Genomic DNA, 20,814 nt, shown 5'->3' on the forward strand with positions numbered 1-20,814 from the left:
ACCGCTTGACACAGCGGCCTGCGACAGGCTGAATCCTGTTCAAGCGCAATTCACACAGACTAACACAAACGGCCTCACAAGAAGGCGTGGACCCGGGTCATGGACAGCGAACAGGATATTAGCGCCGAAGAGCCGCAGGACGAGGCCTATGCCGGGGTCGGTGTGCGGCTGCGTACAGCGCGCGAGGCGGAGCAACTCGAACTTTCGCATATCGCCGCTGAAACCCGGATCCCCATGCGCCATCTCGAAGCGATCGAAGCCGGCGCCTTTTCCACATTGCCCTCGCGCACTTACGCAATCGGTTTTTCGCGCACTTATGCCCGCGCTGTCGGGCTGGACGAAACAGCGATCGCCGATGAAGTGCGGTTGGAGCTCGCCGATGGCGGCATGCAGCGCCTCGCTGCGGGATCAGTGATGGAGCCGGGCGATCCGGCCAAGCTGCCTTCCGCCCCGCTGGCGTGGTTCGGTGCCTTTGCGGCGCTGGTGCTGGCGGTCGGACTGATTGCCTTTTTCAGTTCCCGCTTCGGTGCCGGAACGGGCCCCGCGCCGCTTGTCGCCCCGCTGCAAGACGCCGCCCCGCTCGTGGTTTCCGCGCGCCCGGAAGCGGCAACTCTCGCGCCGGCCACAGGCGGCGAAGTGGTGTTTACCGCGCTTGATGACGAGGTCTGGGTGCGCATCTACGAAGAGGGCGGCGAAAGGCTGCTCGAAAAACGGATGGCAAGGGACGAACGCTATGTCCTGCCGGCTGATGCCACGGACCCGCGGATCAATACCGGGCGCCCCGATGCGCTGGCGATCACCGTGGACGGCAAAAGTGTTGCACCACTATCCGATATGCCGGTGATGGTTTCGCGGGTGTCGGTCTCGGCCGCAGCGCTGCTGGCGCGCACCGCTCCGACTGCCGTTACAGTGCCGACTCCCGCATTCACGACCCCTGCGTCCACGGCCTCGGCATCGGTCCGCGCACCTGCTCCGGCTGTCAGATCATCGCCGTCGCCCGCCGTCACCGCAGCCCGTGCACCTGCTCCGGCAGCGCAGCAGGATGCGGCCCCGCCCGCAGCCCGCCCGGCACCCTTGCAGACTATTGCCGAACCTGTGCCCGCCCCTGCGTCCACCACTGTACCCGTCACTGTGCCCGGTGCAATCCCGACCAGCGCTTCCGAAACATCCGTGGCTGATAGCGGTGAGGATAATTCTGCCGGTTGAACGCAAGGCATGGCGTTTTCCGGTTGATTAGGGGCTTGCACCCTCTCGACTTGCTCCCTCCGAGGCTTCAGGGATCGGGGGTGTGTTCATGTGCTCCGCTGCAAGGCGGGGCGGCCATCGAAAAGGAGCCTTTTTCCGAACATGAAAACCACCTTGTCCAAGCTTCGTCCGGGTCTGGTGCGCGTCATACTGGTCGCCGCCGTCATGATAGCAGCGCCGGTGCCTGCCTTTGCACAGGACAGCGCTGACGAAGCGCGGCTGCGCAAGATCGAGGCCGAAGTGCGCGCCTTGCAGCGCAAGGTTTTTCCGGGCGGGGATGCGCGCTTTTTCGAACCGCAGATCACGCCCGGCGCGCAGGCGGCGCGTGACAGCGGCCAGGTGATGGGGGTGATCCCGCCGGCGACCACTGCGGTCACAGACATCCTCGTGCGGCTCGATACGCTCGAAACGCAGTTGCAGACGCTTACCGCGCGGTCCGAAGAACAGGCCAATATGCTCTCCCAGATGGAGACCCGGATCACCGCGCTTGAGGGCGGGCCGGTCAGTCCGCCGCCGATTGATCGTTCGGAAGTCGCAGGCACAGCAGCCGCGTCCGCCGCTGCCACCCCTCCGCCCGCACCTGTTGCCGAGCCGAGCGCCGAGCGGCTGGTGGCGGTGCAGGCCATTGCCAAGCCGCAGACCGATGATGCGGGCGATGATGAATATTCCTACGGCTTCCGCCTGTGGAACGCGGGCTTCTATCCCGAAGCGCGCCAGCAGCTTACGCAATTCGTCGAACAATATCCCGATCATTCGCGCATCAGCTTCGGCCGCAATCTGCTGGGGCGGGCGTTCCTTGACGACAACCTCGCCGAAGAAGCCGCGCGCTGGTTCCTGCGCAATTACCAGACCGACAAGAACGGTGCGCGCGCGGCCGACAGCCTGCTTTATCTTGCCCAGTCGATGATCGCGATGAAGGACACCCGTCGCGCCTGCATCGCGCTGGCCGAATTTGGCGAGACCTATCCGCTGATCGCCTCCGGACGGCTGGCCGACGACTATCAGACGAGCCGCGCCAAGGTGACGTGCAACTAGCGGCACGTTTTGCCGCCGATCTCGCGGCGCTGTGGCCGGACGAGGAACGCTCCGGCCCGCTGGGGCTGGCGGTTTCGGGCGGGCCCGATAGCCTTGCGCTGATGTTGCTGGCCCATGCCGCACTGCCGGGCCGGATCGCGGTCGCCAGCATCGATCATGGCCTGCGGCCCGAGGCGGCGGGCGAAGTCGCGCTGGTCGAGCGGCTGGCGGGTGAGCGCTCCATCCCCTTCTCCGCCTTCACCCTTAGTCCGCAGCCGGGCAACCTCCAGGCGCAGGCACGTGCCGGGCGCTATGCGGCGCTGGCCGGGTGGGCGCGGGATGCGGGGCTGGGGGCCATCGCCACCGCGCACCATGCCGATGATCAGGCCGAGACCCTGCTGATGCGGCTGAACCGCGGCAGCGGGCTGGCCGGGCTGGCTGGTGTGCGCGCGGTCTCGGTGATCGAAGGCAGCGAGGTCGTTCTGCTGCGCCCGCTGCTCGGCTGGCGCAAGCCAGAGCTTGAGGCGGTGGTCGAAGCCGCCGGGATCATCCCGGTGCTGGACCCGTCCAATGCCAACCCCGATTTCGAGCGGGCGGCGATGCGCGCGCGGCTGGCGGCGGCGGCGGACTGGCTTGATCCGGCGCAGCTTGCCAGCAGCGCGGCGCATGTCGCCGAGGGATGGCAGGCGATCGCGTGGTATGCCGAATGCGACTGGGACGAGATGGTGGTGCGCGACGATAGCGCGCCGGGGGGCGTGGGCTTTGCCTACCACGCCAATGTGCCGCGTGTCGTTGCGATCGAGACGATCATGCGCATCATCGCCGAACTGGGCGGCCATGCCACCCGCGCGGAGGCTGCGCGTGCATGGGACCGGTTATGGCAGGGCGAGAACGCCTCTTTGGGCGGCGTGCTGGCGGTGCCGGGGGTCGAACGGGTGGAGAAGGTCGGCGTGCTGATGCGCGTCTGGCGTTTCCGCCCTGAACCGCCGCGTTCCGTGAACTGACCGCGCTGCCGGGCGGTTTGCGCCGCAGCAGGCGCCCGCAAATCACAGCACTTTGTCGCCAACCCCGATCATCTTGCCACGGGTGATGATCACCTTGTCCCCGCGCCGGGCGGCGGCAAACAGCTTGGCCGCGAATTCGTCTGGCACACCGATGCAGCCGTGGCTGGCATAGCCATTGAGAACCGGCGAGCCGTGGATCGCGATCCCGTCCCACGTCAGCCGCAGAGTGTGCGGCATCGGCGCGTTGTTGTATTTCTCGGAGATATTGTCCTTCTCCTTGGTCAGGATCGGAAAGCTGCCCAGCGGCGTCGGGTGCTTCTGCGTGCCGAGCAGGGCGACCGCAGTGCCGATTTCATGCCCGTCGCGGAACGCGCTGATCACCCGCGCTTCAAGGTCAACGGTGATCACAAGCTTGCCGGTTTTGGGCGCGGCGTCTTCATCCCAGAACCAGTCGCCATAGCGGATGCTGCCCTCGATCGGCAGGATCGACTTGATGACGAAGGGATTATTGCTGGCGGCAGGCGCGGCAGCAGGGGCAGGCGCCGGGGTGGCCACGGGGAGCGGCTGCACCACTTCGCTGGAAATCATCCGCACCGCCGGGCTGCGGGGCGGCTCGGGCGGGGTCATGGCCGGGGCCGGATCCGGCATCGCCGCCGGCGCAGCATAGGTCACTTCATCATCCCCGGCGAGCGGCGGCAGGCCGGCATAGACCATCGCCGCCTCGCTGGCAGGCGGTGCGGGAGGCAGGGCGGTGCCGATCTGCGGGGGCATTTCCGCATCGGGATCGATCCGTTCGAACGCGCGATCCGCACGCGCCGCAATCAGCTGCGCCGCGTCGGCTGCATCCTGCGCGCTGGGGCTGGTTTCAGGCTGGGCCAGCAGCAGCGCGAACGGAGCGACCAGCGCAGCAAGGGCGGCGGAAAGGACAAGAGACCGGTTCATGCGGGTCATTATGCCGCGTAAGCCGCGTTTGTGCCAGCGGTTAACGCCTGCGCGTCCCTTGCGGGGACGGTGGCGGGCGAGGGGTTAACGCGCCCTGGCCCGCGCTGCCCGCCGCTGTTGGAGACACATGAGACACTGTCCAAGGACCAGAAACATGCCCTGGCTGCGGCGATGATGGCGCGGCGGCGGTGAACCCGCAGCGGGCTGCGGCGCAGCATTGCAGGGATGGCAGACAAACAGCGCATCCCGGCAACCTAGCGCGCCCGTTGCAGGTAGGAAATCCCGCCGTTGTTCAATCCTGCGCAATCACCCCGAACAGGTCATGCGCATCGGCATCTTCGATGGTGACTTGCACGATATCGCCGGGGCCGAGGGTTTCGGGGACGTTGCGCAAATATACCGCGCCGTCGATTTCGGGCGCATCGGCCTGTGATCGGCCGGTGGCGCCAATATCGCCATCCTCGTCCGCTTCGCCGACCTCGTCGATGATGACCGGCAGCGTGCGCCCGACCTTGGCGGCAAGTTTCGCCGCGCTGATGCGTTCGGTCACTTCCATGATCCGGGCGTAGCGTTCTTCCTTGAGAGCTTCGGGCACGGGATCGGGCAGGGCGTTGGCGCTTGCGCCCTCGACCGGTTCAAACCGGAAGGCGCCGACACGGTCAAGCTGGGCTTCCTCCAGCCAATCGAGCAGGTAGCGGAAATCATCCTCGGTCTCGCCCGGGAAACCGACCACGAAAGAGGATCGGATCGCGATGTCAGGGCAGATGTCGCGCCACGATTTCAGCCGTTCGAGCACCTTGGCTTCGTTGGCCGGACGCTTCATCAGCTTCAACACCTTGGGCGAAGCGTGCTGGAACGGAATGTCGAGATAGGGCGTCAGCAGCCCCTCGGCCATCAGCGGGATGACCTGATCGACGTGCGGGTAGGGGTAGACGTAATGCAGCCGCACCCACGGCGGGATGCCTTCGGGGGTGCGCAGACCGCCGAGTTCGCGCGCCAGATCGGTCATGTGCGCCCGCACCGGGCTGCCTTTCCAGTCGCGCGGTTCGTGGCGGGTATCGACCCCGTAGGCGCTGGTATCCTGCGAGATGACGAGGAGTTCGCGCGTCCCCGCTGCCACCAGCTTTTCGGCCTCGCGCAGCACCGCGTCGATCCGGCGGCTCGCCAGCTTTCCGCGCAATTGCGGGATGATACAGAAGGCGCAGGAATGGTTGCAGCCTTCGGAAATCTTCAGATAGCTGTAATGGCGCGGCGTGAGCTTGATGTCAGGCTGGGGGATCAGGTCGATGAACGGCCCTTGGCTGGGCGGAGCGTGGGTGTGCACGGCCTCGACCACCTGTTCATATTGATGCGCGCCCGTCACCGCCAACACTTGCGGGTGCGCGGCGCGGATCGCGTCGGCTTCCTCGCCCATGCAGCCCGTTACGATCACGCGGCCATTTTCGGCGATGGCTTCACCGATCGCGGCGAGGCTTTCCTCCTTGGCGCTGTCGAGGAACCCGCAGGTGTTGACCAGCACCACATCGGCCCCGGCATAGTCGGGCGACATGGCATAGCCATCGGCGCGCAGGCGCGTGAGGATCCGTTCGGAATCGACCAGCGCCTTGGGACAGCCGAGGCTGACCATGCCGATGCGCTTCTGGTCGGCCAGAACAGTGGGAGTTATGGTGGGGCCGGTGGTGATCATTGCGGCGCGCCCCTACACCAGCGCGCGGCTTTGCGCTAGCAGGGCGTGCAACCTCGCAAGGAGATGCCCATGAACGACTTTGCCCTGTGGCCGGTGCTGGCGGGAACCGCCGCGTTCTTTGGCGTAGGCGCGCTGTGGTATGGTGTGCTGTTTTCAAAACCGTGGCAGCGCGCGGCGGGCCTTTCCGATGCGCAGCTGAAAAGCGGCAATATGGCGCTGATCTTCGGCCTGACCTTTGCCTTCGAAATGCTGATCGCGATGGTGCTGTGGCACCTCATCGCCCGCACCGATCCGCCTGCATTTGTGGTGATGATGATGGCGGTGGGCTTTGCGGTCGGGGTGATGATCCCGGCGGTGGGGATCAATTATCTCTATCTCAGGAAGCCGCTGGCGATGTTCCTGATCGACGCCGGGCATCTTCTGGTCGGCATGGCGGCAATGGGCGGCGTGTTCATCGCCCTGCGTTAGTTGCCGTTGCCGTCACCCTTGCCATTGCCTTTTCCGTTACCATTCGTGGGCACGATTTCGACCACCGTGTCGCCGGACTGGAGCGATTGGCATTCGTCCTCCCAGAACCCCAGCGCGCGGCCATTGCGGTAGATCCTGAGGCCCTGTCCGCCGCTTTGCAGGTCGGTGATCGGCTTGCCGCATTCCTCCTCGCTCACCGCCCGTTCGACCAGCTGCACCCGCCCGCCGACACTGGCGAGATCGGCAAGGTAATCGGCAATATGCGCGCCCTTGACGCTGCCGGCCAGCAGCAGCCCGGTGAAGCGCACCGGGTTGATGACATTATCGGCCCCCGCCTGCCGCGCCAGCAATTCATTATCATCGGCGCGCACCACCACGCTGATCGGCACATCGGGCGCGAGGTGGCGCACGGTCAGCACGATCAGGATCGAGGTATCGTCGCGCCCGGCAGACACCAGCACGCTTTGCGCCGATCCGATCCGCACCGCCTTGAGCGTTTCGTCGCGGGTGGCATCGGCGGCCATCACGTTGACCCCGAGCTTTTCCGCCTCGGCCAGCCGCTCATCACTCGGGTCGATGACCACGATCCGCGCCGGTTCGATCCCGCGGTCGATCAGCTCGCCCACGCTTTGCGAACCCGATACGCCGTAGCCCAGCACCACGACATGATCGGTCAGCTGTTCCTGGATACGAGCCATGCGCCATTTCTCCCAGCTGCGCTTGATGACGAAATCATAGGCCGCGCCCACGAAGATGAACAGGACAGCGATGCGCACCGGGGTGACGATCACCGCTTCGATCAGCCGCGCGCTGTCCGTCACCGGGGCAATATCGCCAAAGCCGGTGGTGGTGACGCTGATCATGGTGAAATAGACCACATCGAGAAAGCTGATATGGCCATCGACATTGTCGACCAGCCCTTCGCGGTCCCACCAGTGGATCATGATGACCATGCCCAGCAGACCCAGCGCGAGGCCGAGCCTGAGGCCCAGATCGCCCCACACGGGGATGCCCACCGCGCGGCGCAGCGGCTGGAACTGGTCGGCCAGCATCGCCTTGCGGCGGAACGGGTTCTTGCCTGGCTTGCCTGCTGCCATGCGCCCCGGCCTCCGGCTCAGTCCCCGAACCGCTCGGCGAGGATGCCGATGGTCGAATAGTGGGTGAGATCGAGCTGCAGGGGCGTGACCGCGACATAGCCATCGTCAATCGCTTCCAGATCGGTGCCGTGATCCAGCGTGTGTTCGATCGGATCAAGCCCGAACCAGAAATAGCGGTAGCCGCGCGGGTCGCGCCCTTCGACGATGCTGCCGCGCGAATAATCGTGGAAGCCCTGCCGCACGACCCGGATGCCCTTGACCGCGTCGGGGGCCAGCGCGGGGAAGTTGATGTTGATCAGCGTGCGTTCGGCCATTGGTGCGTCCAGCAGCTTTGCGAGCACTTTCGGCCCCCATTCGCGGGCTGCGCCAAACGGCACCTCGTCGCCCATGCCTTCGCGGGCATAGACCTGGCTGAAGGCGATCGAGCGGATGCCCGCCAGCGCGCCTTCGATCGCGGCGGATACCGTGCCGGAATAGGTGATGTCATCGCCCAGATTGGCGCCGCGGTTGACGCCTGACAGGATGATGTCGGGGGCCTCGGGCATGACCGTGCGCAGCGCCATCATGACAGAATCGGTCGGCGTGCCGGTGACGGCAAAGCGCCGCTCATCCAGGCTGTTGAGCCGCACAGGCCGCGTCAGCGTGAGCGAATGGCCCGCGCCCGATTGTTCCTCTGACGGGGCGCAGATCCAGATGTCGTCGGAAAACTGGCGCGCGATGTCTTCCAGCACCTTGAGGCCGGGGGCGTGGATGCCGTCATCATTGGTGAGGAGGATGCGCATTACGTGGCTGGCTCCAGTTTCGTGACGCCGCCCATGTAGGGCAGCAGGGCGTCAGGCACGGTGACGGAGCCATCGGCGTTCTGGTAATTCTCGATCACCGCCACCAGCGTGCGCCCGACCGCGAGGCCCGATCCGTTGAGGGTGTGAACGAATTGGGTCGTCTTCTGCTCGCCCGCGACGCGGTAGCGGGTGTTCATGCGGCGGGCCTGAAAATCGCCGGTGTTGGAACACGAGCTGATTTCGCGGAAGGCGCCTTGGCCGGGCAGCCAGACTTCCAGATCATAGGTCTTGCGCGCACCGAACCCCATGTCGCCGGTGCACAGCAGCAGCTTGCGATAGGGCAGGTTCAACCGTTCAAGGATGGTTTCTGCCGCGCGGATCATGCGCTGGTGTTCGGCCTCGGAGTCTTCGGGCTTTACGATGCTGACCAGTTCGCATTTTTCGAACTGGTGCTGGCGGATGAAGCCGCGCGTATCCCGCCCGGCCGCGCCCGCTTCGGAGCGGAAGCACAGGGTGAGCGCGGTGAGGCGCAGGGGGAGGGCGCTTTCATCGAGCAATTCGCCCATGACGCTGGCGGTAAGGGAGACTTCGCTGGTGGGGATGAGCCAGCGACCATTGGTGGTGCAGAAGCTGTCCTCGGCAAACTTGGGCAGCTTGTCGGTGCCATACATTGCATCATCGCCCACCAGCACCGGCGGGTTGCATTCGGCATAACCATGCTCGCCGGTCTGCACATCCAGCATGAACTGGCCGAGCGCCCGGTGCAGCCGCGCCATGTCGCCGCGCAGGAAGGTGAACCGCGCGCCCGACAGCCGCGTGCCGGTTTCAAAATCCATGCCCAGCGCTGGCGCGATGTCGGCGTGTTCGCCGGGCGTGAAGTCAAACGCGCGCGGTGTGCCCCAACGGGAAACCTCGACATTGTCTTCCTCGCCCGCACCATCGGGCACATCGTCGGCGGGCAGGTTGGGGATGATTTCCAGCGCTGCCTTAAGCTTCGCGGCGAGATCATCGGCGCGGGCCTCCAGCGCGGGCATTTCGTCCTTCAGCGCGGCGACTTCGGCCTTCAGTGTCCCGGCCGTGTCGCGATCGCCCTTGGCCATCGCCGCCCCGATCAGCTTTGATGCTTCGTTGCGGCGGGACTGCGCGGCCTGCACCTGCGTTGTCAGCGCCCGGCGTTCCTCGTCGAGCGCGATCAAGGCAGCGGCCAGCGGTTCGGCCCCGCGCCGCGCCAATGCAGCGTCAAAGGCCTGCGGATGTTCTCGGATCAGCCGTATATCGTGCATGGCGTGGCGCTATGCCCGCTGATGCTTTGCAAGGGAAGGCGCAATTGCCGGGGAACCGCCAAAGCCCCCGATCCGTTGGGCAGGCAGGAGGATATTGCAATGATCCGCAGATTGATTGGCGGCGCCATCGGCGCAAGACTGGCCAAACGCCATCCGGTTCTGGGCGGCGCGACCGGCGCGGCGCTGGCAACCGCCGTGCCATTTGTCATTTCCCGCGTAAGCCTGCCGGCCATGATGGCGCTGGGCGCGGGCGGCTATGTCGCCAAACGGTACATCGACAGGCGCGAGCAGGCCCGGACTGGTTCTGACCAGCGTTCCGCCGATCCCGAATGATCGCAAGCAGGCGGACGGGCGCGCTGCCCATCCGCCCGCTGTTGCGCATCAGAAATTGACCTGCGCGGTTACGAAGATCCGGCGCGGATCGCCGTAGAACCCGGTCAGCGTCCCTTCGAGACCCAGTGTCGGGACAAAGGGCGTGCCCGGCGGCGTGCCGCCTGCGACGAAGTTGTAACCTGCGACGATATATTCCTTGTCGAACAGGTTCTTGCCGTGCAGCCCGATCGAGAACAGCCCGCTGTCCACGGTGTAGACCATGCTGGCATCGACCAGCACGAACCCATCCTGATCAAGGAACGGGTTGGGCGATTCGAACTGGCTGGCGTCCGACCGGAACGAGGCCAGCCCGATCAGGTCGACCATCCCGCTTGCCACCGGCAGGCCGAGGTTGAAGCCCATGTGGCCGGTGAAGTCGGGCGTGTTCTGGAACACGCGGCTGTCGGCCACGTCATTGCCGAAGGCATCGATGAAGGTGTTGAAACCCGCATCGAGATAACCCAGCGACCAGTTGATGCTGAAGCGGCTGCCTTCACCGGCAAAATCCTTGCCCACCAGCGCATTGCCTTCGAATTCGAAGCCGTTGACATCGGCGCTCGCGGCGTTGGAGGTGATGCCGATGAAGCTGTCGTTCACCCCGTCGCCATTGCTGTCGAGGCCGACCGAACCGGGGATCTGGACATTGTCATACTGGCCCAGGAACCCGGCGATGGAGATGTTCAGCCGGTTGTCGAGCAGCGAGGCTTTCCAGCCCAGTTCGAAGCTGTCGACCGTTTCCGCGCCGAAGCGCAGGAATTCGAACTGGTCGTCGAAATTGATCACGCCGTCGCCGTTGAGATCGGGCGCGGCGCTGGTCTGGCCGCGCGGGTCGAACCCGCCGCCCTTGAAGCCTTGCGAATAGGTGAAATAGACATTGTGGTTGCGGTTGGGCTGCCAGCTGATCGAGGCGCGCGGGTTGAAGTCGCTGAAGGTTTCGCTGCCTTCGAAATCGCTGGTCGTGACCAGTGGCACGCCCGACCCGTCAAACAGGTCGGAAAAACCGCCGACAAAGGTGGTGCGCAGCACCCGGCTCGAACGCTTGTCGCTGGTGTAGCGCCCGCCCACCGAGACAGCGATGGTATTGGTAAGATCATAGGTGAAATCGCCGAACACCGACCATGTTTCGGTGCCGACATCGCCCAGCGTCTGGGCGTTGAGGCCGGGCAGGCCAATCGCCGCGCCGGTGTTGAACAGCGCGACATCAAACGCGGTGAAGGCATTGGCGTTGAGATAGTAGAAGCCGACCACGCCGGACAGGCGATCACCTTCATAAAGGAGCTGCAATTCCTGGCTGAACTGGTCGTTTTCATAAATCGCCGGGACATCAAGATCGGCAGCGGGCAGGCTGTCGAAATCGATCGGGGTGGTGGAGGAATCCTCGCGGTAGCCGGTGATCGACTTGAAGGTCAGCGTATCGGACAGTTCAATCGCGACGTTGAGTGCGCCGCCGAAAGCTTCGACCTCCTGATCGACGACGTTGAGGCCGGCGCGGGTGTCAAACACGTTATCAAGAACGGGTGCGCCGGTCAGCTGGCCGGGGATCAGGCGGTGGCCCTGCCGGGCTTCGCTGTCATCTTTCACGTAATCGCCCGACAGGCGGACGAACACCGGCCCGCTGTCGAATTCGATCGTGCCGCGCGCGGCCCAGACGTCCTTGTTGTAATTCTCGGTGCCGAGATTGAGGTTGCGGCCGAACCCGCCGCGCGACAGCCGCGCGCCGCTGGCGCCGATCTTCAGATTGTCGGAAACCGGGGTCGATGCGCTGACGATCAGGTCTGCCTGATCGAACGAGCCATAGGTGCCGCGCACCATGACGCTGGTTTCATCCGGCAGGCTGGCGGTGACATATTTGATCGCGCCGCCGATGGTGTTGCGGCCGTATAAGGTGCCCTGCGGGCCGCGCAGGACTTCGATCCGCTCGACCTGATAGATGTCCAGCACCGCGGCCTGAGGGCGGTTGAGATAGACATCATCGATATAAAGACCGACGCCCGCTTCGAACCCGGCGACCGGATCCTGCTGGCCCACGCCGCGGATGAAGGCGGTGAGCGTGGTGTTGGTGCCGCGGCTGACCTCCAGCGTGATGTTGGGCACCTGCTGGCCGATCTGCACCAGATCCTGCACGCCCTGCTTGATCAGGCTTTCGCCCGAAAGGGAGGTGACCGACAGTGGCACATCGATCAGCCGTTCCTCGCGCCGGCGGGCGGTGACGATGATGACGCCTTCTTCGGCCCGATCGGCGTTGCTGACGTTTTCGCTGACGTCGTCCTGCGCGGCGAGCGGCGCCGCGAACGAGGCAAATCCGGCGCATCCGGCAAGCAGCAGCGCGCGGCGGCAAAGCATATTTGTCATGGGGATGTTTCCTCTCCTACCCTCTTATGAGCCAACCAGTATTGAAAGTTGAACCACCTTTCAAGTTGAGACTTGTGCGTGACCATGTCACAGCCTACCGAAAGCGCGGAGGGAGTAGCTGATGGGCAACACTCGGGCCACCGGGACAAAAGTCGCAGACGCCGCAGTCAGCGACGCCAAGACGCCGCGCACCGAGCGCGGGCGGCGGACATTGCGCAAGCTGCTGGACGCAGCCGCCGAGGAGTTCGGGGAAAAGGGTTTTCACGAAGCGTCGGTCAGCTCGATCACGCGCCGCGCGGGCGTGGCGCTGGGCAGTTTCTACACCTATTTCGACAGCAAGGATGGCTTGTTCCGGGCGCTGGTTGCCGACATGAGCGAGAAGGTGCGAACCAGCGCGCGTTCGGCGCTGTCGGATGATATGGGCGCGCTGGAAATCGAACGCGCGGCGCTCACCGCGTTCCTGCGCTTTGCTGCGGAGCACAAGGAAATCTACCGCATCATCGACGAAGCCGAATTCGTCGATCCTGAAAGCTATCGCATGCATTACCAGACCATCGCCGAACGCATCGCCGACCGGCTCCATTCGGGCGCGGCAAAAGGCGAACTGCGCGAAGGGCTGGGTGAGCTTGAGGCCTGGGCGGTGATGGGGATGAACGTGTTCGTCGGCCTGCGCTATATCGTGTGGGGCGCGGCGGAGATGACGCCCGAACAGGTTGCTGCCGGGGTCAACCGCCTGCTGGCCGAAGGCGTCCTGCGCCGCTGATCGCGCGCCCGGCCCGCCGGATTTCCAACCAGAGAACCGCCCAAAGCGCCGGCACCGTGCGCCGCACCCTTGCGCGTGACGCAATATCTGTGCGAACAACTCGCATTAGCATTCCTATTGACTCTTATTCGCAATAAGGTCACAAGCCCGGCACTTCTCCCCTCATCAGCAGGAAGCCCGGACTTTGAACACCTTGCGCTTGACGACATCCGCCTCTGTCCTTGCCATGATCGCCCTGGCCGGGACGCCTGTTCTGGCCGCCAGTGCCGAAGCTGCCGAAGCGGCTGGCGACGCCGCAGAAGGTCAGCAGCAGACCGGGCGCATCACCGTGACCGCCACCCGCACGCCGGTGTTGCAGGAAGAGGCGCCCGCCACGGTGACAATCATCACCGACGAGGACATCGCCGACCAGCTTGCCACCGACATCAAGGATCTGGTGCGGTTCGAACCCGGCGTGACCGTGCGCCGCGCGCCCGCGCGGTTTGGCGCGGCCTTCGGTTCCACGGGCCGCGCCCGCAACGAGGATTTCGTGATCCGCGGGATCGGCGGCAACCGCGTGCTGATCCAGGTCGATGGCATTCGTAGCCCGCAGGGCTTTGCCTTCGGTGCGCAGGATGCCGGACGCGGCGGCTTTACCGATGTCAGCCTCGTCAAGCAGGTTGAAATCCTGCGCGGGCCTGCATCGGCGCTCTACGGCAGCGACGGGCTGGCCGGGGCGGTCAGCTTCGTCACCTCCGATCCGGTTGACCTGATCGGCGCGGGCAGCTTCGGCGGTTTTGCAACCTCGCAATATTCGAGCGAGGACAATGAATTTGCTCAGACCGCAACCCTTGCCGGACAATCGGGCAATGTCTCGGCCATGGTCGCCTACACCCGGCGCGATTTCAGCGAGCTTGAAAATCAGGGGGTAAACAACGGCACCGGCCCCACCCGCACCGCGCCCAATCCGCAGGACGGAACCAGCAATGCGGTGCTTGCCAAACTGGTGTGGGACAATGGCCCGCACCGCATCCGCCTGACCGGCGAATGGCTCGATGCGGCGGTCGAAACCGAGGTGCTGACCGGTCTTGGTCCCGCCTTCCTGTTCGGCCCCGCGCCGGTGTGGAACGTCGATGCGCTCAATGCCCGCGACACCAACGAACGGGTGCGGGCCTCGCTCGACTGGACCTATGATGGCAGCCCGGAAAACCTGATCGAATATGCCTTTCTGTCGGCCTTCTGGCAGGATGCGGAAGATCGTCAGTTCGCCTTCGAGGAGCGCACGCCGTTCGGCTTCATCCCGGCGCCCGATCGCGAACGGCTCAACACCTTCGAAAACCGCGTCTACGGCGCGGTCGGCGAGGCGCGGTCGTCCTTCGATCTGGGCGGGATGAAGCACCGCATCGCGTTCGGCGGCGATGTCAGCTGGACGCGGCAGGAGGGCCTGCGCAGCGGCACCTTCCCCGGACGCGGCGAAAGCTTCCCGACCCGTGCATTCCCCGCTACCGATTTCACGCAGGGCGGCGTGTTCCTGTCGGACGAGATTTCGCTGCTGGATGGCGCGCTGACACTGTTCCCCGCGCTCAGGTTCGATTTCTACGACTTGAACCCGACCGATGATCCGCTGCTCACCACCTTCAATCCGCAAGGGCAAAGCGACAGCCGTCTCAGCCCCAAGTTCGGCGCGACGGTGAAGCTGGCCGACAACGTGATCCTGTTCGGCAATTACGCGCAGGGCTTCCTTGCGCCGACGCCAAGCCAGGTGAACAATTTCTTCGAATTCATCGCGGGCGGCTACACTTCGATCCCCAATCCCGACCTGCGTCCTGAAACCAGCGAAAGTTTTGAAGTGGGCGCGCGCTATGTCGGCGACATCTTCTCGCTTCAGGTGGTCGGATTTACGGGTGAGTACGACAATTTCATCAGCCAGCAGATCATCAGCGGCGCCTTTACCCCGCAGGACCCGGCGATCTTCCAGTTCGTCAATTTCAACGCGGTCGAAATCGAAGGGATCGAAGCGCGCGCCGAAATGAAGCTCGACAGCGGCTGGAATGCGCGTTTCGCGATGGCCTTTGCCAATGGCGACATCATCAATCCTGGCGGGGCGCGGGTGCCGCTCGACACGATTGACCCGTTCAATCTGATCGCCGGGCTGGGTTATCGCGATCCGGGCGGGCGGTTCGGCGGGGAACTGATCCTCACCCACAACGCCCGCAAGGAAAAGGGCGAGCTGGAACGCGCCGCTGACGGGACCGACCTGTTCGTGCGACCGGAGGCTTCGACGATCGTCGATCTCACCGCCTTCTTCGCGATTACCGACGCGCTCAAACTGCGGCTCGGCGTGTTCAATCTGACCGACGAGAAATACGCCGTGTGGTCCGATGTGCGCGGATTGCGGACGCAGGATGCGGGGATTCTTGATGCCTTCACCCGGCCGGGCAGAAATGTTAGCGTGTCGGCCAGCTATCGATTCTGAATTGCATTAACAACTCATGAGGGACGCCATGAACAGACTGACCAAAACCCTTTTCGCATCCGGCCTTGCCGCGCTCACGCTGGCCGCAGTGCCCGCTCCGGCGCTGGCCGATGATCCGATCATCCGCGCCGAAGACGCCGCCAGGGCCGCCTTCGAGGCTGATCGCCAGACCATCCTCGCCATGGCGGGCGATTTCAAGGTCACCTTCGACATGCAGGAATCGACCGCGTGGATGGAGGGTTACGAGCCGCTTGAGCGCAAGATTTCGGGCGGGTACGAATCCGTCCGCGTGATCGAGGATACGGGCACCAAGATCGTGCTTCAGCATCTGTTGGTGACCGGCGATGATGCCAACCCCTATATCGTCAAGCACTGGCGGCAGGATTGGCAGTACGAGCCTGAAAAGGTCCTGACCTTTTCAGGCGGTGACAGCTGGGAATGGACCGCCGTGCCGGACAAGCTGCGCGCCGGGCGCTGGTCGCAGACGGTCTATCAGGTCGATGACAGCCCGCGCTATGCCGGCTGGGGCCAGTGGGAAACCACGCTGGGGGTCAAGCGCTGGCGTTCCAACTGGACTGCGCGCCCGCTCGCCCGCCGCGATGCGATCCGCAACCCGGTCTATGATCGCTATGTCGGCATCAACCGCCACCAGCTGACCCCGAACGGCTGGATCCACTGGCAGGACAACACCAAGCTGATCACGCCCAAGGATGGTGAGGGCGAGGCGACGCCGGTGGTGCAGGAATATGTGCTCAACACCTATGAACGCTTCGACGGCTATAATGTCGCCGCAGCCGAGGCCTACTGGGACAAGACCAAGGGTTTCTGGGACAAGGTGCGCGGCAAGTGGGACGAGGTGGCCGAAGCCAATGGCGGGGTCCGGATCGAACAGGAACCGGGCGCCGGCACGGCGATTGCCAATGAACTGCTGATCCTTGCCGATCTGATCAAGGCCGGCAAGACCACCCCCGACGAAGCGACCGACAAGGCGCTGGCGATGATTGCCGAAGGCACCGCGCGGGCCGGTGGCTGATCCGGCTTGACCGGATCGGGTGGCAGCCAGTTTCCGGTGGAGGCCAAGTTCCGGCGGAGGCCAGTTTCCGGCGGAGGGACGTGTCCTCTCCCTCCGCCGGTTCCGGCGCTTTCCTCGCGGCCCCGCTCGCGATAAGGCATGATGCATGATCATTGCCATCAATGCCCTTGACGATCCCGGTCATCTTGCCGCCCTGCGCGAACGGATCGCCCTGCTCGAATGGCGCGACGGGCGTGAGACCGCCGGGAACATCGCGCGCGAGGTCAAGCGCAACCTTCAGGCCGCGATGGACAGCACCGCCGGACGAAGGCTGCATGATGAATTGCTGCCGCTGATTGCCGAAAATGCGGTGGTGAAGGCCGCCGCCCAGCCGCGGCGTTTTTCCCCGCTGATCATCAGCCAGACCGGTGTTGACGGGCAATATGGCGCGCATGTCGATAATGCCCTGATGGGCAAGGGCGCTGCCCGCCTGCGCACCGACATTTCCTTCACCCTGTTCCTGACCCCGCCCGAGGAATATGACGGCGGCGAACTGGTGATCCATGCCGCCGGGATGACGCAGGAGATGAAGGGCGAGGCCGGGCATCTGGCGCTCTACCCTTCCACCAGCATCCATGAAGTGCGCCCTGTCACGCGGGGCACCCGGATCGTGTGCGTCGGCTGGATCGAAAGCATGATTGCCGATCAGGGCCGCCGCGAAATGCTGTTCGATCTGGAAAACCTGCGCGCTGCCCTGCGGCAGAAGCTGCCCAGCCAATCGCCAGAGCTGCTGACGCTCGACAAGGCCATCGCCAATCTATTGCGGATGTGGGCGCACGCCTGAGGCCTTGGGCGCGGCTGCGCGCTTGGCCTTGAGCGTGAAATACAGGATCAGGCTGACCCCGATCACGCTTGGCCCGGCCCAGATCGCGGGGTTGAACACGTGTTCGGGCACCATCCGGATCAGCCCGACCGACATGAACGCGGTGTAGGCCGAAATCCCCATCCCGATCAGCGCGCGGAAATGCTCGCCAATATAGGCGTTGCGCGGCGGATCGCTTGCCCGCCAGATGTAAACCTGCTGGATCGCCATTGCGACGATGCCGATGAAGGCGACCAGCACCATCAGCGGATGTTCCACCCGGATGCCATACCAGCCGCACCACGCCCCTGAGATCACCACCGCCGCAATCACCCCCTGATAGCGCAGCGAACGCAGCGCTGTGCGGTTACGCGCTTGGCGCACAACGGCGAGGCCATAATCGACAAAGCCGATGGTGAGCGTGCCGAGATAGAGCATCATCCAGCCGAACAATCCGGCGAACAATTCGCGGTCGGTCACCGACGGGATGCGATCTTCCGGGCCGTAAAGCGAGATGAGGGCCATGGCGATCGCCAGCGCGCCCGCCCCCAGAAAGCCGAAACTAGCGGCCTTGCCCCATTTGCGGTGATTGGCCGCGCCCTTGCGGGTGACGATCGGTCCCCAGAATGCCACCAGCCCCACCGTTCCGGTGATCACATGGAGGACGACGATGGCTTCGAACAGCGCCATGGCCCAAGGCATGGCACAATCCGCGCGTTTAGCCTAGCCTCAGCGAACCCGCGACGGCGCAACCAGCACCGCGTTGGCAATCAGCAGGTCGAGCCCGTCGAGATAGGCGCGGGTCGAGGGATCATGGGCAAAGCCCACCACCAGCCCGCGTCCCTGCCGCTGCGCCATCAGGTATGGCTTGTAGGCCAGCTGCCGCCGGTTCTCGTCCCACACATAGCCGCTGGCGATAAGGTCCTCCGGCGCGGCAAAGCGCAGCACGTTGACCCCGTCGTCACGGCCCAGCGGCGTGAAGATCCGCGTGCCTGTCGCCAGCACCACCGCCCCGCCATCGTAACCGGCGGAAAGGAAGTGATCGCGCTGCGCCACGACATTCAGCAGCGCGCCGGGCAGGGTATCGGGCAGGGCGCGCTGATCCTTGATCACCTCGCGATAATCGGCGTCGGTCGCGATTTCGACCGCCTCGGCCAGCGAAGTGTCACCATCCTTGCCGGCCTCGCCCGGCTCGCGTCCCAGCGCGGCCTCGCGCTTGACGGCAAGCATCGGGCTGTCGCCGCCGCTGAAGGTTTCGACGCTGTCGCCCACCGCCACCAGCACACCGCCCTTGCGCACGAAATCGCGGATGGTGCGTTGTCCGGCTTCGCCCAGTGCCGCCGAAGGATTGCCTTCGGGCACCAGCAACACATCATAATCGGAAAGGTCCGCGCGGGCCAGCCGCTGGGTGCGGATCGGGGTGACCGCCAGGCCGAGCCGCCGTTCGAGCACATAGCGCATCGCGCCCGCACTCAATTGCGAGATACCGTCGTCCCATGCGATGGCGACACGCGGCATGGTCAGCCGCACGAAGCTGTCGCTGCCAAGGTTGGGGCCGTCATCGACCCAGCCCGAATCAAGCGCCACCGTATGCGCGCCGACTTCGCTGGCGAGCGCGGCAAGGCGGGCCATCTGTTCCGGCGTGTTGCTGCCAGCCGGGAACACCACGGTGCCGCGCGGCAAGGTGCGGCCTGCCGTGGTAAAGGCCTTGTCGGTAACGCGGGCCTCGATCCCTTCGCGCAGCGCCAGCGTGACAAACCGCGCCTGCCCGCTGTCGTTCCACGGCACGGCCACGGCAAAGGCACCCGAACCTTCGGAAAGCGGGGCAATCGGGGCATCGGGCGAAAGCGCTGCGCCAGTGGCGGCCGCCTTGCACAGCGTCACATCCGCGCCCGACATCAGCCCGACCGACCATGCCGTGACATCATACAGTTCGTGCGGCAGATCCTGCGACCGGCGGCGTTCCTGTTCTGCAAGGAAATCGGGCGGCAAGGGCGTGTCGCGGTCAAGCAGGCTGCGCACCAGCCGCGCGGCCGGCTGGGCTTGCGGGATGGCAAGATAGCCCTGCGGGAAGCTGCGTCCGCAGGCGCTCACCGTCCCATCGCGGCGCAGCACGGTGATGCCCTGCGCGGCCAGCCGCCGCCCCAGGCTTTCGGCATTCCAGCGCCGTTTCGACAGGTCGATCAGATAGGCCCCGCGCCCGGCTGTCCCGCTGGCATTGGCGGCGCGGTACTGGGCGAAATCCGACAGGAACCGCTGCGGGTTGTCAGCCACCGCGCCTGCGGTCGCAAGGCTGGCGGCGAAGTGGTTACGCACCCCGTCGGCATAGGTCAGCTCGGTCCCGTCGCGCCGCGCGAACACCAGCCCGCGCGCCGATCCCTGTTCATAGGTGCTGCCGATCGCGCCCTGATGCGCATTCCAGGTGTCGCCATAACCGGGATAGAACAGGTCATAGACCTCGCGCGTGAAATAGGGCTCACCCATTGCATCAAACGTGGCGGCATTGGCCCGCCCGATCACTTCGTAGGCGCGTTGCTGCGCGGCGGTGAGATTGGGGTTGAAGGGCTGGGCTGCGGGGGAGAAGAAATAGGTGTTGTCGCCGCCCATTTCATGCAGGTCGACCACCACCACCGGGTTCCAGCTGCGGATCGCGGCGATCTTGCCGCGGGTTTCGGGCTGGGACAGCGTGAACCAGTCGCGGTTGAGATCGAACATGTAGTGGTTGACCCGCCCGCTCGGCCAGGGTTCGTCATGCTCGGCGGCTTGCCGGTCGGCAGCAGGATCGATCCCGCTCGCGGCGAGGAAATTGTTCACGAACCGCGCGCGTCCATCAGGGTTCTGCATCGGATCGATCACCACGATGGTTTCGGCCATGATCCGCGCGGCGCGTTCATCGCCTTGCGCGGCGAGCAGGTGATAGGCGGTCATCAGCGCAGCATCGGTCGAGGATATCTCGTTGCCGTGGACACCATAGGCCAGCCACGTCACCGGCAGCGCCGCCCCGTTCGACCCGCGCCCCGCGGCGACATTGGCAAGGTCGGCCTGAATCGCGTCAAGCCGGGCGATGTTTTCCGGCGCGGACAGGATCACGTAATAAAGCGGGCGACCTTCCCAACTGGTGGCATATTGCACCATCCGCGTGCGATCCGGCGCAGCGGCAACCAGCGCCTTGAGATAGGCATAGGTCTGATCGGGCGAGGTAATGCGGGTGCCGGGCGCATGGCCGACAGTGTCGGTCAGGGTCGGGATGGCAGGATCAAAGCTGCCTTCCACGAAGGACTGCGCCCCGGCAGGTTGCGTCATGGCCCAGATGGCGGCCAGCATGAGGAGGCACCGGCCCCAAAGATTGTTGCGCATTCGCTGTTCCCGCTTGTTCATCGCATCCCGTCCACCACGAGCCTTGCCGCGAAGTCGCCTGCGCGGTCAAGCATGGAGGGGCGTTTGGCTTATAGGGGCGCATGCAGAACAGGCCACTA

Annotated in this window: 17 protein-coding genes; 9 read left to right on the forward strand and 8 right to left on the reverse strand. The window is 65.0% G+C overall.

Going from position 1 to position 20,814, the window contains the following annotated elements:
- Nucleotides 1-99: 99 nt before the first annotated feature.
- The 3 genes from BUA05_RS02820 (at nt 100) to tilS (ending at nt 3,263) form a co-directional block, all read left to right on the forward strand.
- Nucleotides 100-1,206 (forward strand): RodZ domain-containing protein, encoded by a 1,107-nt coding sequence (locus BUA05_RS02820; protein WP_072673153.1) that lies wholly within the window; start codon nt 100-102, stop codon nt 1,204-1,206.
- Nucleotides 1,207-1,347: 141 nt separating this feature from the next.
- Nucleotides 1,348-2,280, forward strand: coding sequence for a tetratricopeptide repeat protein (locus tag BUA05_RS02825; protein ID WP_072673154.1), 933 nt, complete (start codon nt 1,348-1,350; stop codon nt 2,278-2,280).
- A complete protein-coding gene (gene tilS, locus BUA05_RS02830) occupies nt 2,271-3,263 on the forward strand; it encodes a tRNA lysidine(34) synthetase TilS (RefSeq protein WP_072673155.1) in 993 nt (330 codons plus the stop codon). The genes BUA05_RS02825 and tilS overlap by 10 nt, the downstream gene beginning before the upstream one ends.
- 42 nt (nt 3,264-3,305) lie before the next feature.
- Here the strand turns inward: tilS and BUA05_RS02835 are convergent, their stop codons facing one another.
- Both BUA05_RS02835 and rimO read right to left on the reverse strand, forming a co-directional pair.
- Nucleotides 3,306-4,205: a L,D-transpeptidase family protein gene (locus tag BUA05_RS02835; protein ID WP_072673156.1), complete on the reverse strand. Its 900-nt coding sequence runs from the start codon at nt 4,203-4,205 to the stop codon at nt 3,306-3,308.
- Nucleotides 4,206-4,497: 292 nt separating this feature from the next.
- Entirely contained in the window at nt 4,498-5,892 is a 1,395-nt protein-coding gene (rimO, locus tag BUA05_RS02840; RefSeq protein WP_072673157.1) for a 30S ribosomal protein S12 methylthiotransferase RimO, read from the reverse strand.
- A 69-nt stretch (nt 5,893-5,961) separates the two neighbouring features.
- On the opposite strand from rimO, the gene BUA05_RS02845 reads away from it, so the two are divergent.
- Nucleotides 5,962-6,360 carry a DUF1761 domain-containing protein gene (locus BUA05_RS02845; RefSeq protein ID WP_072673158.1) on the forward strand — a complete coding sequence of 133 codons (399 nt, stop codon included), beginning with the start codon at nt 5,962-5,964 and terminating at the stop codon, nt 6,358-6,360.
- On the opposite strand, the gene BUA05_RS02850 is transcribed toward BUA05_RS02845, so the two are convergent.
- From BUA05_RS02850 to serS, 3 genes are all read right to left on the reverse strand, one after another.
- Nucleotides 6,357-7,412 (reverse strand): potassium channel family protein, encoded by a 1,056-nt coding sequence (locus BUA05_RS02850; protein WP_072673285.1) that lies wholly within the window; start codon nt 7,410-7,412, stop codon nt 6,357-6,359. The two genes, BUA05_RS02845 and BUA05_RS02850, sit on opposite strands and share 4 nt — an antisense overlap.
- Before the next feature lie 62 nt (nt 7,413-7,474).
- Nucleotides 7,475-8,239: a 5'/3'-nucleotidase SurE gene (surE, locus tag BUA05_RS02855; protein WP_072673159.1), complete on the reverse strand. Its 765-nt coding sequence runs from the start codon at nt 8,237-8,239 to the stop codon at nt 7,475-7,477.
- Nucleotides 8,239-9,522: a serine--tRNA ligase gene (gene serS, locus BUA05_RS02860; protein WP_072673160.1), complete on the reverse strand. Its 1,284-nt coding sequence runs from the start codon at nt 9,520-9,522 to the stop codon at nt 8,239-8,241. Before serS ends, surE begins: the two co-directional genes overlap by 1 nt.
- A gap of 99 nt (nt 9,523-9,621) precedes the next feature.
- Here serS and BUA05_RS02865 point away from each other — a divergent pair, with 99 nt between their 5' ends.
- Nucleotides 9,622-9,855, forward strand: a complete 234-nt coding sequence (locus BUA05_RS02865; protein WP_086616507.1) for a hypothetical protein — start codon at nt 9,622-9,624, stop codon at nt 9,853-9,855.
- 48 nt (nt 9,856-9,903) lie between these two features.
- Here the strand turns inward: BUA05_RS02865 and BUA05_RS02870 are convergent, their stop codons facing one another.
- Nucleotides 9,904-12,246, reverse strand: coding sequence for a TonB-dependent receptor (locus BUA05_RS02870; protein ID WP_072673162.1), 2,343 nt, complete (start codon nt 12,244-12,246; stop codon nt 9,904-9,906).
- Nucleotides 12,247-12,367: 121 nt separating this feature from the next.
- Between BUA05_RS02870 and BUA05_RS02875 the strand changes: the two genes are divergently transcribed.
- From BUA05_RS02875 to BUA05_RS02890, 4 genes are all read left to right on the forward strand, one after another.
- Nucleotides 12,368-13,009, forward strand: a complete 642-nt coding sequence (locus BUA05_RS02875; protein WP_072673163.1) for a TetR/AcrR family transcriptional regulator — start codon at nt 12,368-12,370, stop codon at nt 13,007-13,009.
- A gap of 226 nt (nt 13,010-13,235) precedes the next feature.
- Nucleotides 13,236-15,464 carry a TonB-dependent hemoglobin/transferrin/lactoferrin family receptor gene (locus BUA05_RS02880; RefSeq protein WP_072673164.1) on the forward strand — a complete coding sequence of 743 codons (2,229 nt, stop codon included), beginning with the start codon at nt 13,236-13,238 and terminating at the stop codon, nt 15,462-15,464.
- A gap of 28 nt (nt 15,465-15,492) precedes the next feature.
- Nucleotides 15,493-16,497: a DUF6607 family protein gene (locus BUA05_RS02885; protein ID WP_072673165.1), complete on the forward strand. Its 1,005-nt coding sequence runs from the start codon at nt 15,493-15,495 to the stop codon at nt 16,495-16,497.
- Nucleotides 16,498-16,642: 145 nt separating this feature from the next.
- Nucleotides 16,643-17,320 (forward strand): Fe2+-dependent dioxygenase, encoded by a 678-nt coding sequence (locus BUA05_RS02890; RefSeq protein WP_072673166.1) that lies wholly within the window; start codon nt 16,643-16,645, stop codon nt 17,318-17,320.
- Here BUA05_RS02890 and BUA05_RS02895 read toward each other — a convergent pair.
- Nucleotides 17,294-18,040 carry a hypothetical protein gene (locus tag BUA05_RS02895; protein WP_084662433.1) on the reverse strand — a complete coding sequence of 249 codons (747 nt, stop codon included), beginning with the start codon at nt 18,038-18,040 and terminating at the stop codon, nt 17,294-17,296. The two genes, BUA05_RS02890 and BUA05_RS02895, sit on opposite strands and share 27 nt — an antisense overlap.
- A 27-nt stretch (nt 18,041-18,067) precedes the next feature.
- Nucleotides 18,068-20,695, reverse strand: coding sequence for a M14 family metallopeptidase (locus BUA05_RS02900; RefSeq protein WP_072673286.1), 2,628 nt, complete (start codon nt 20,693-20,695; stop codon nt 18,068-18,070).
- Between the last annotated feature and the right edge of the window lie 119 nt (nt 20,696-20,814).

It is taken from the genome of Erythrobacter sanguineus, from assembly GCF_900143235.1.
In the GTDB taxonomy this organism is placed as follows: domain Bacteria; phylum Pseudomonadota; class Alphaproteobacteria; order Sphingomonadales; family Sphingomonadaceae; genus Erythrobacter; species Erythrobacter sanguineus.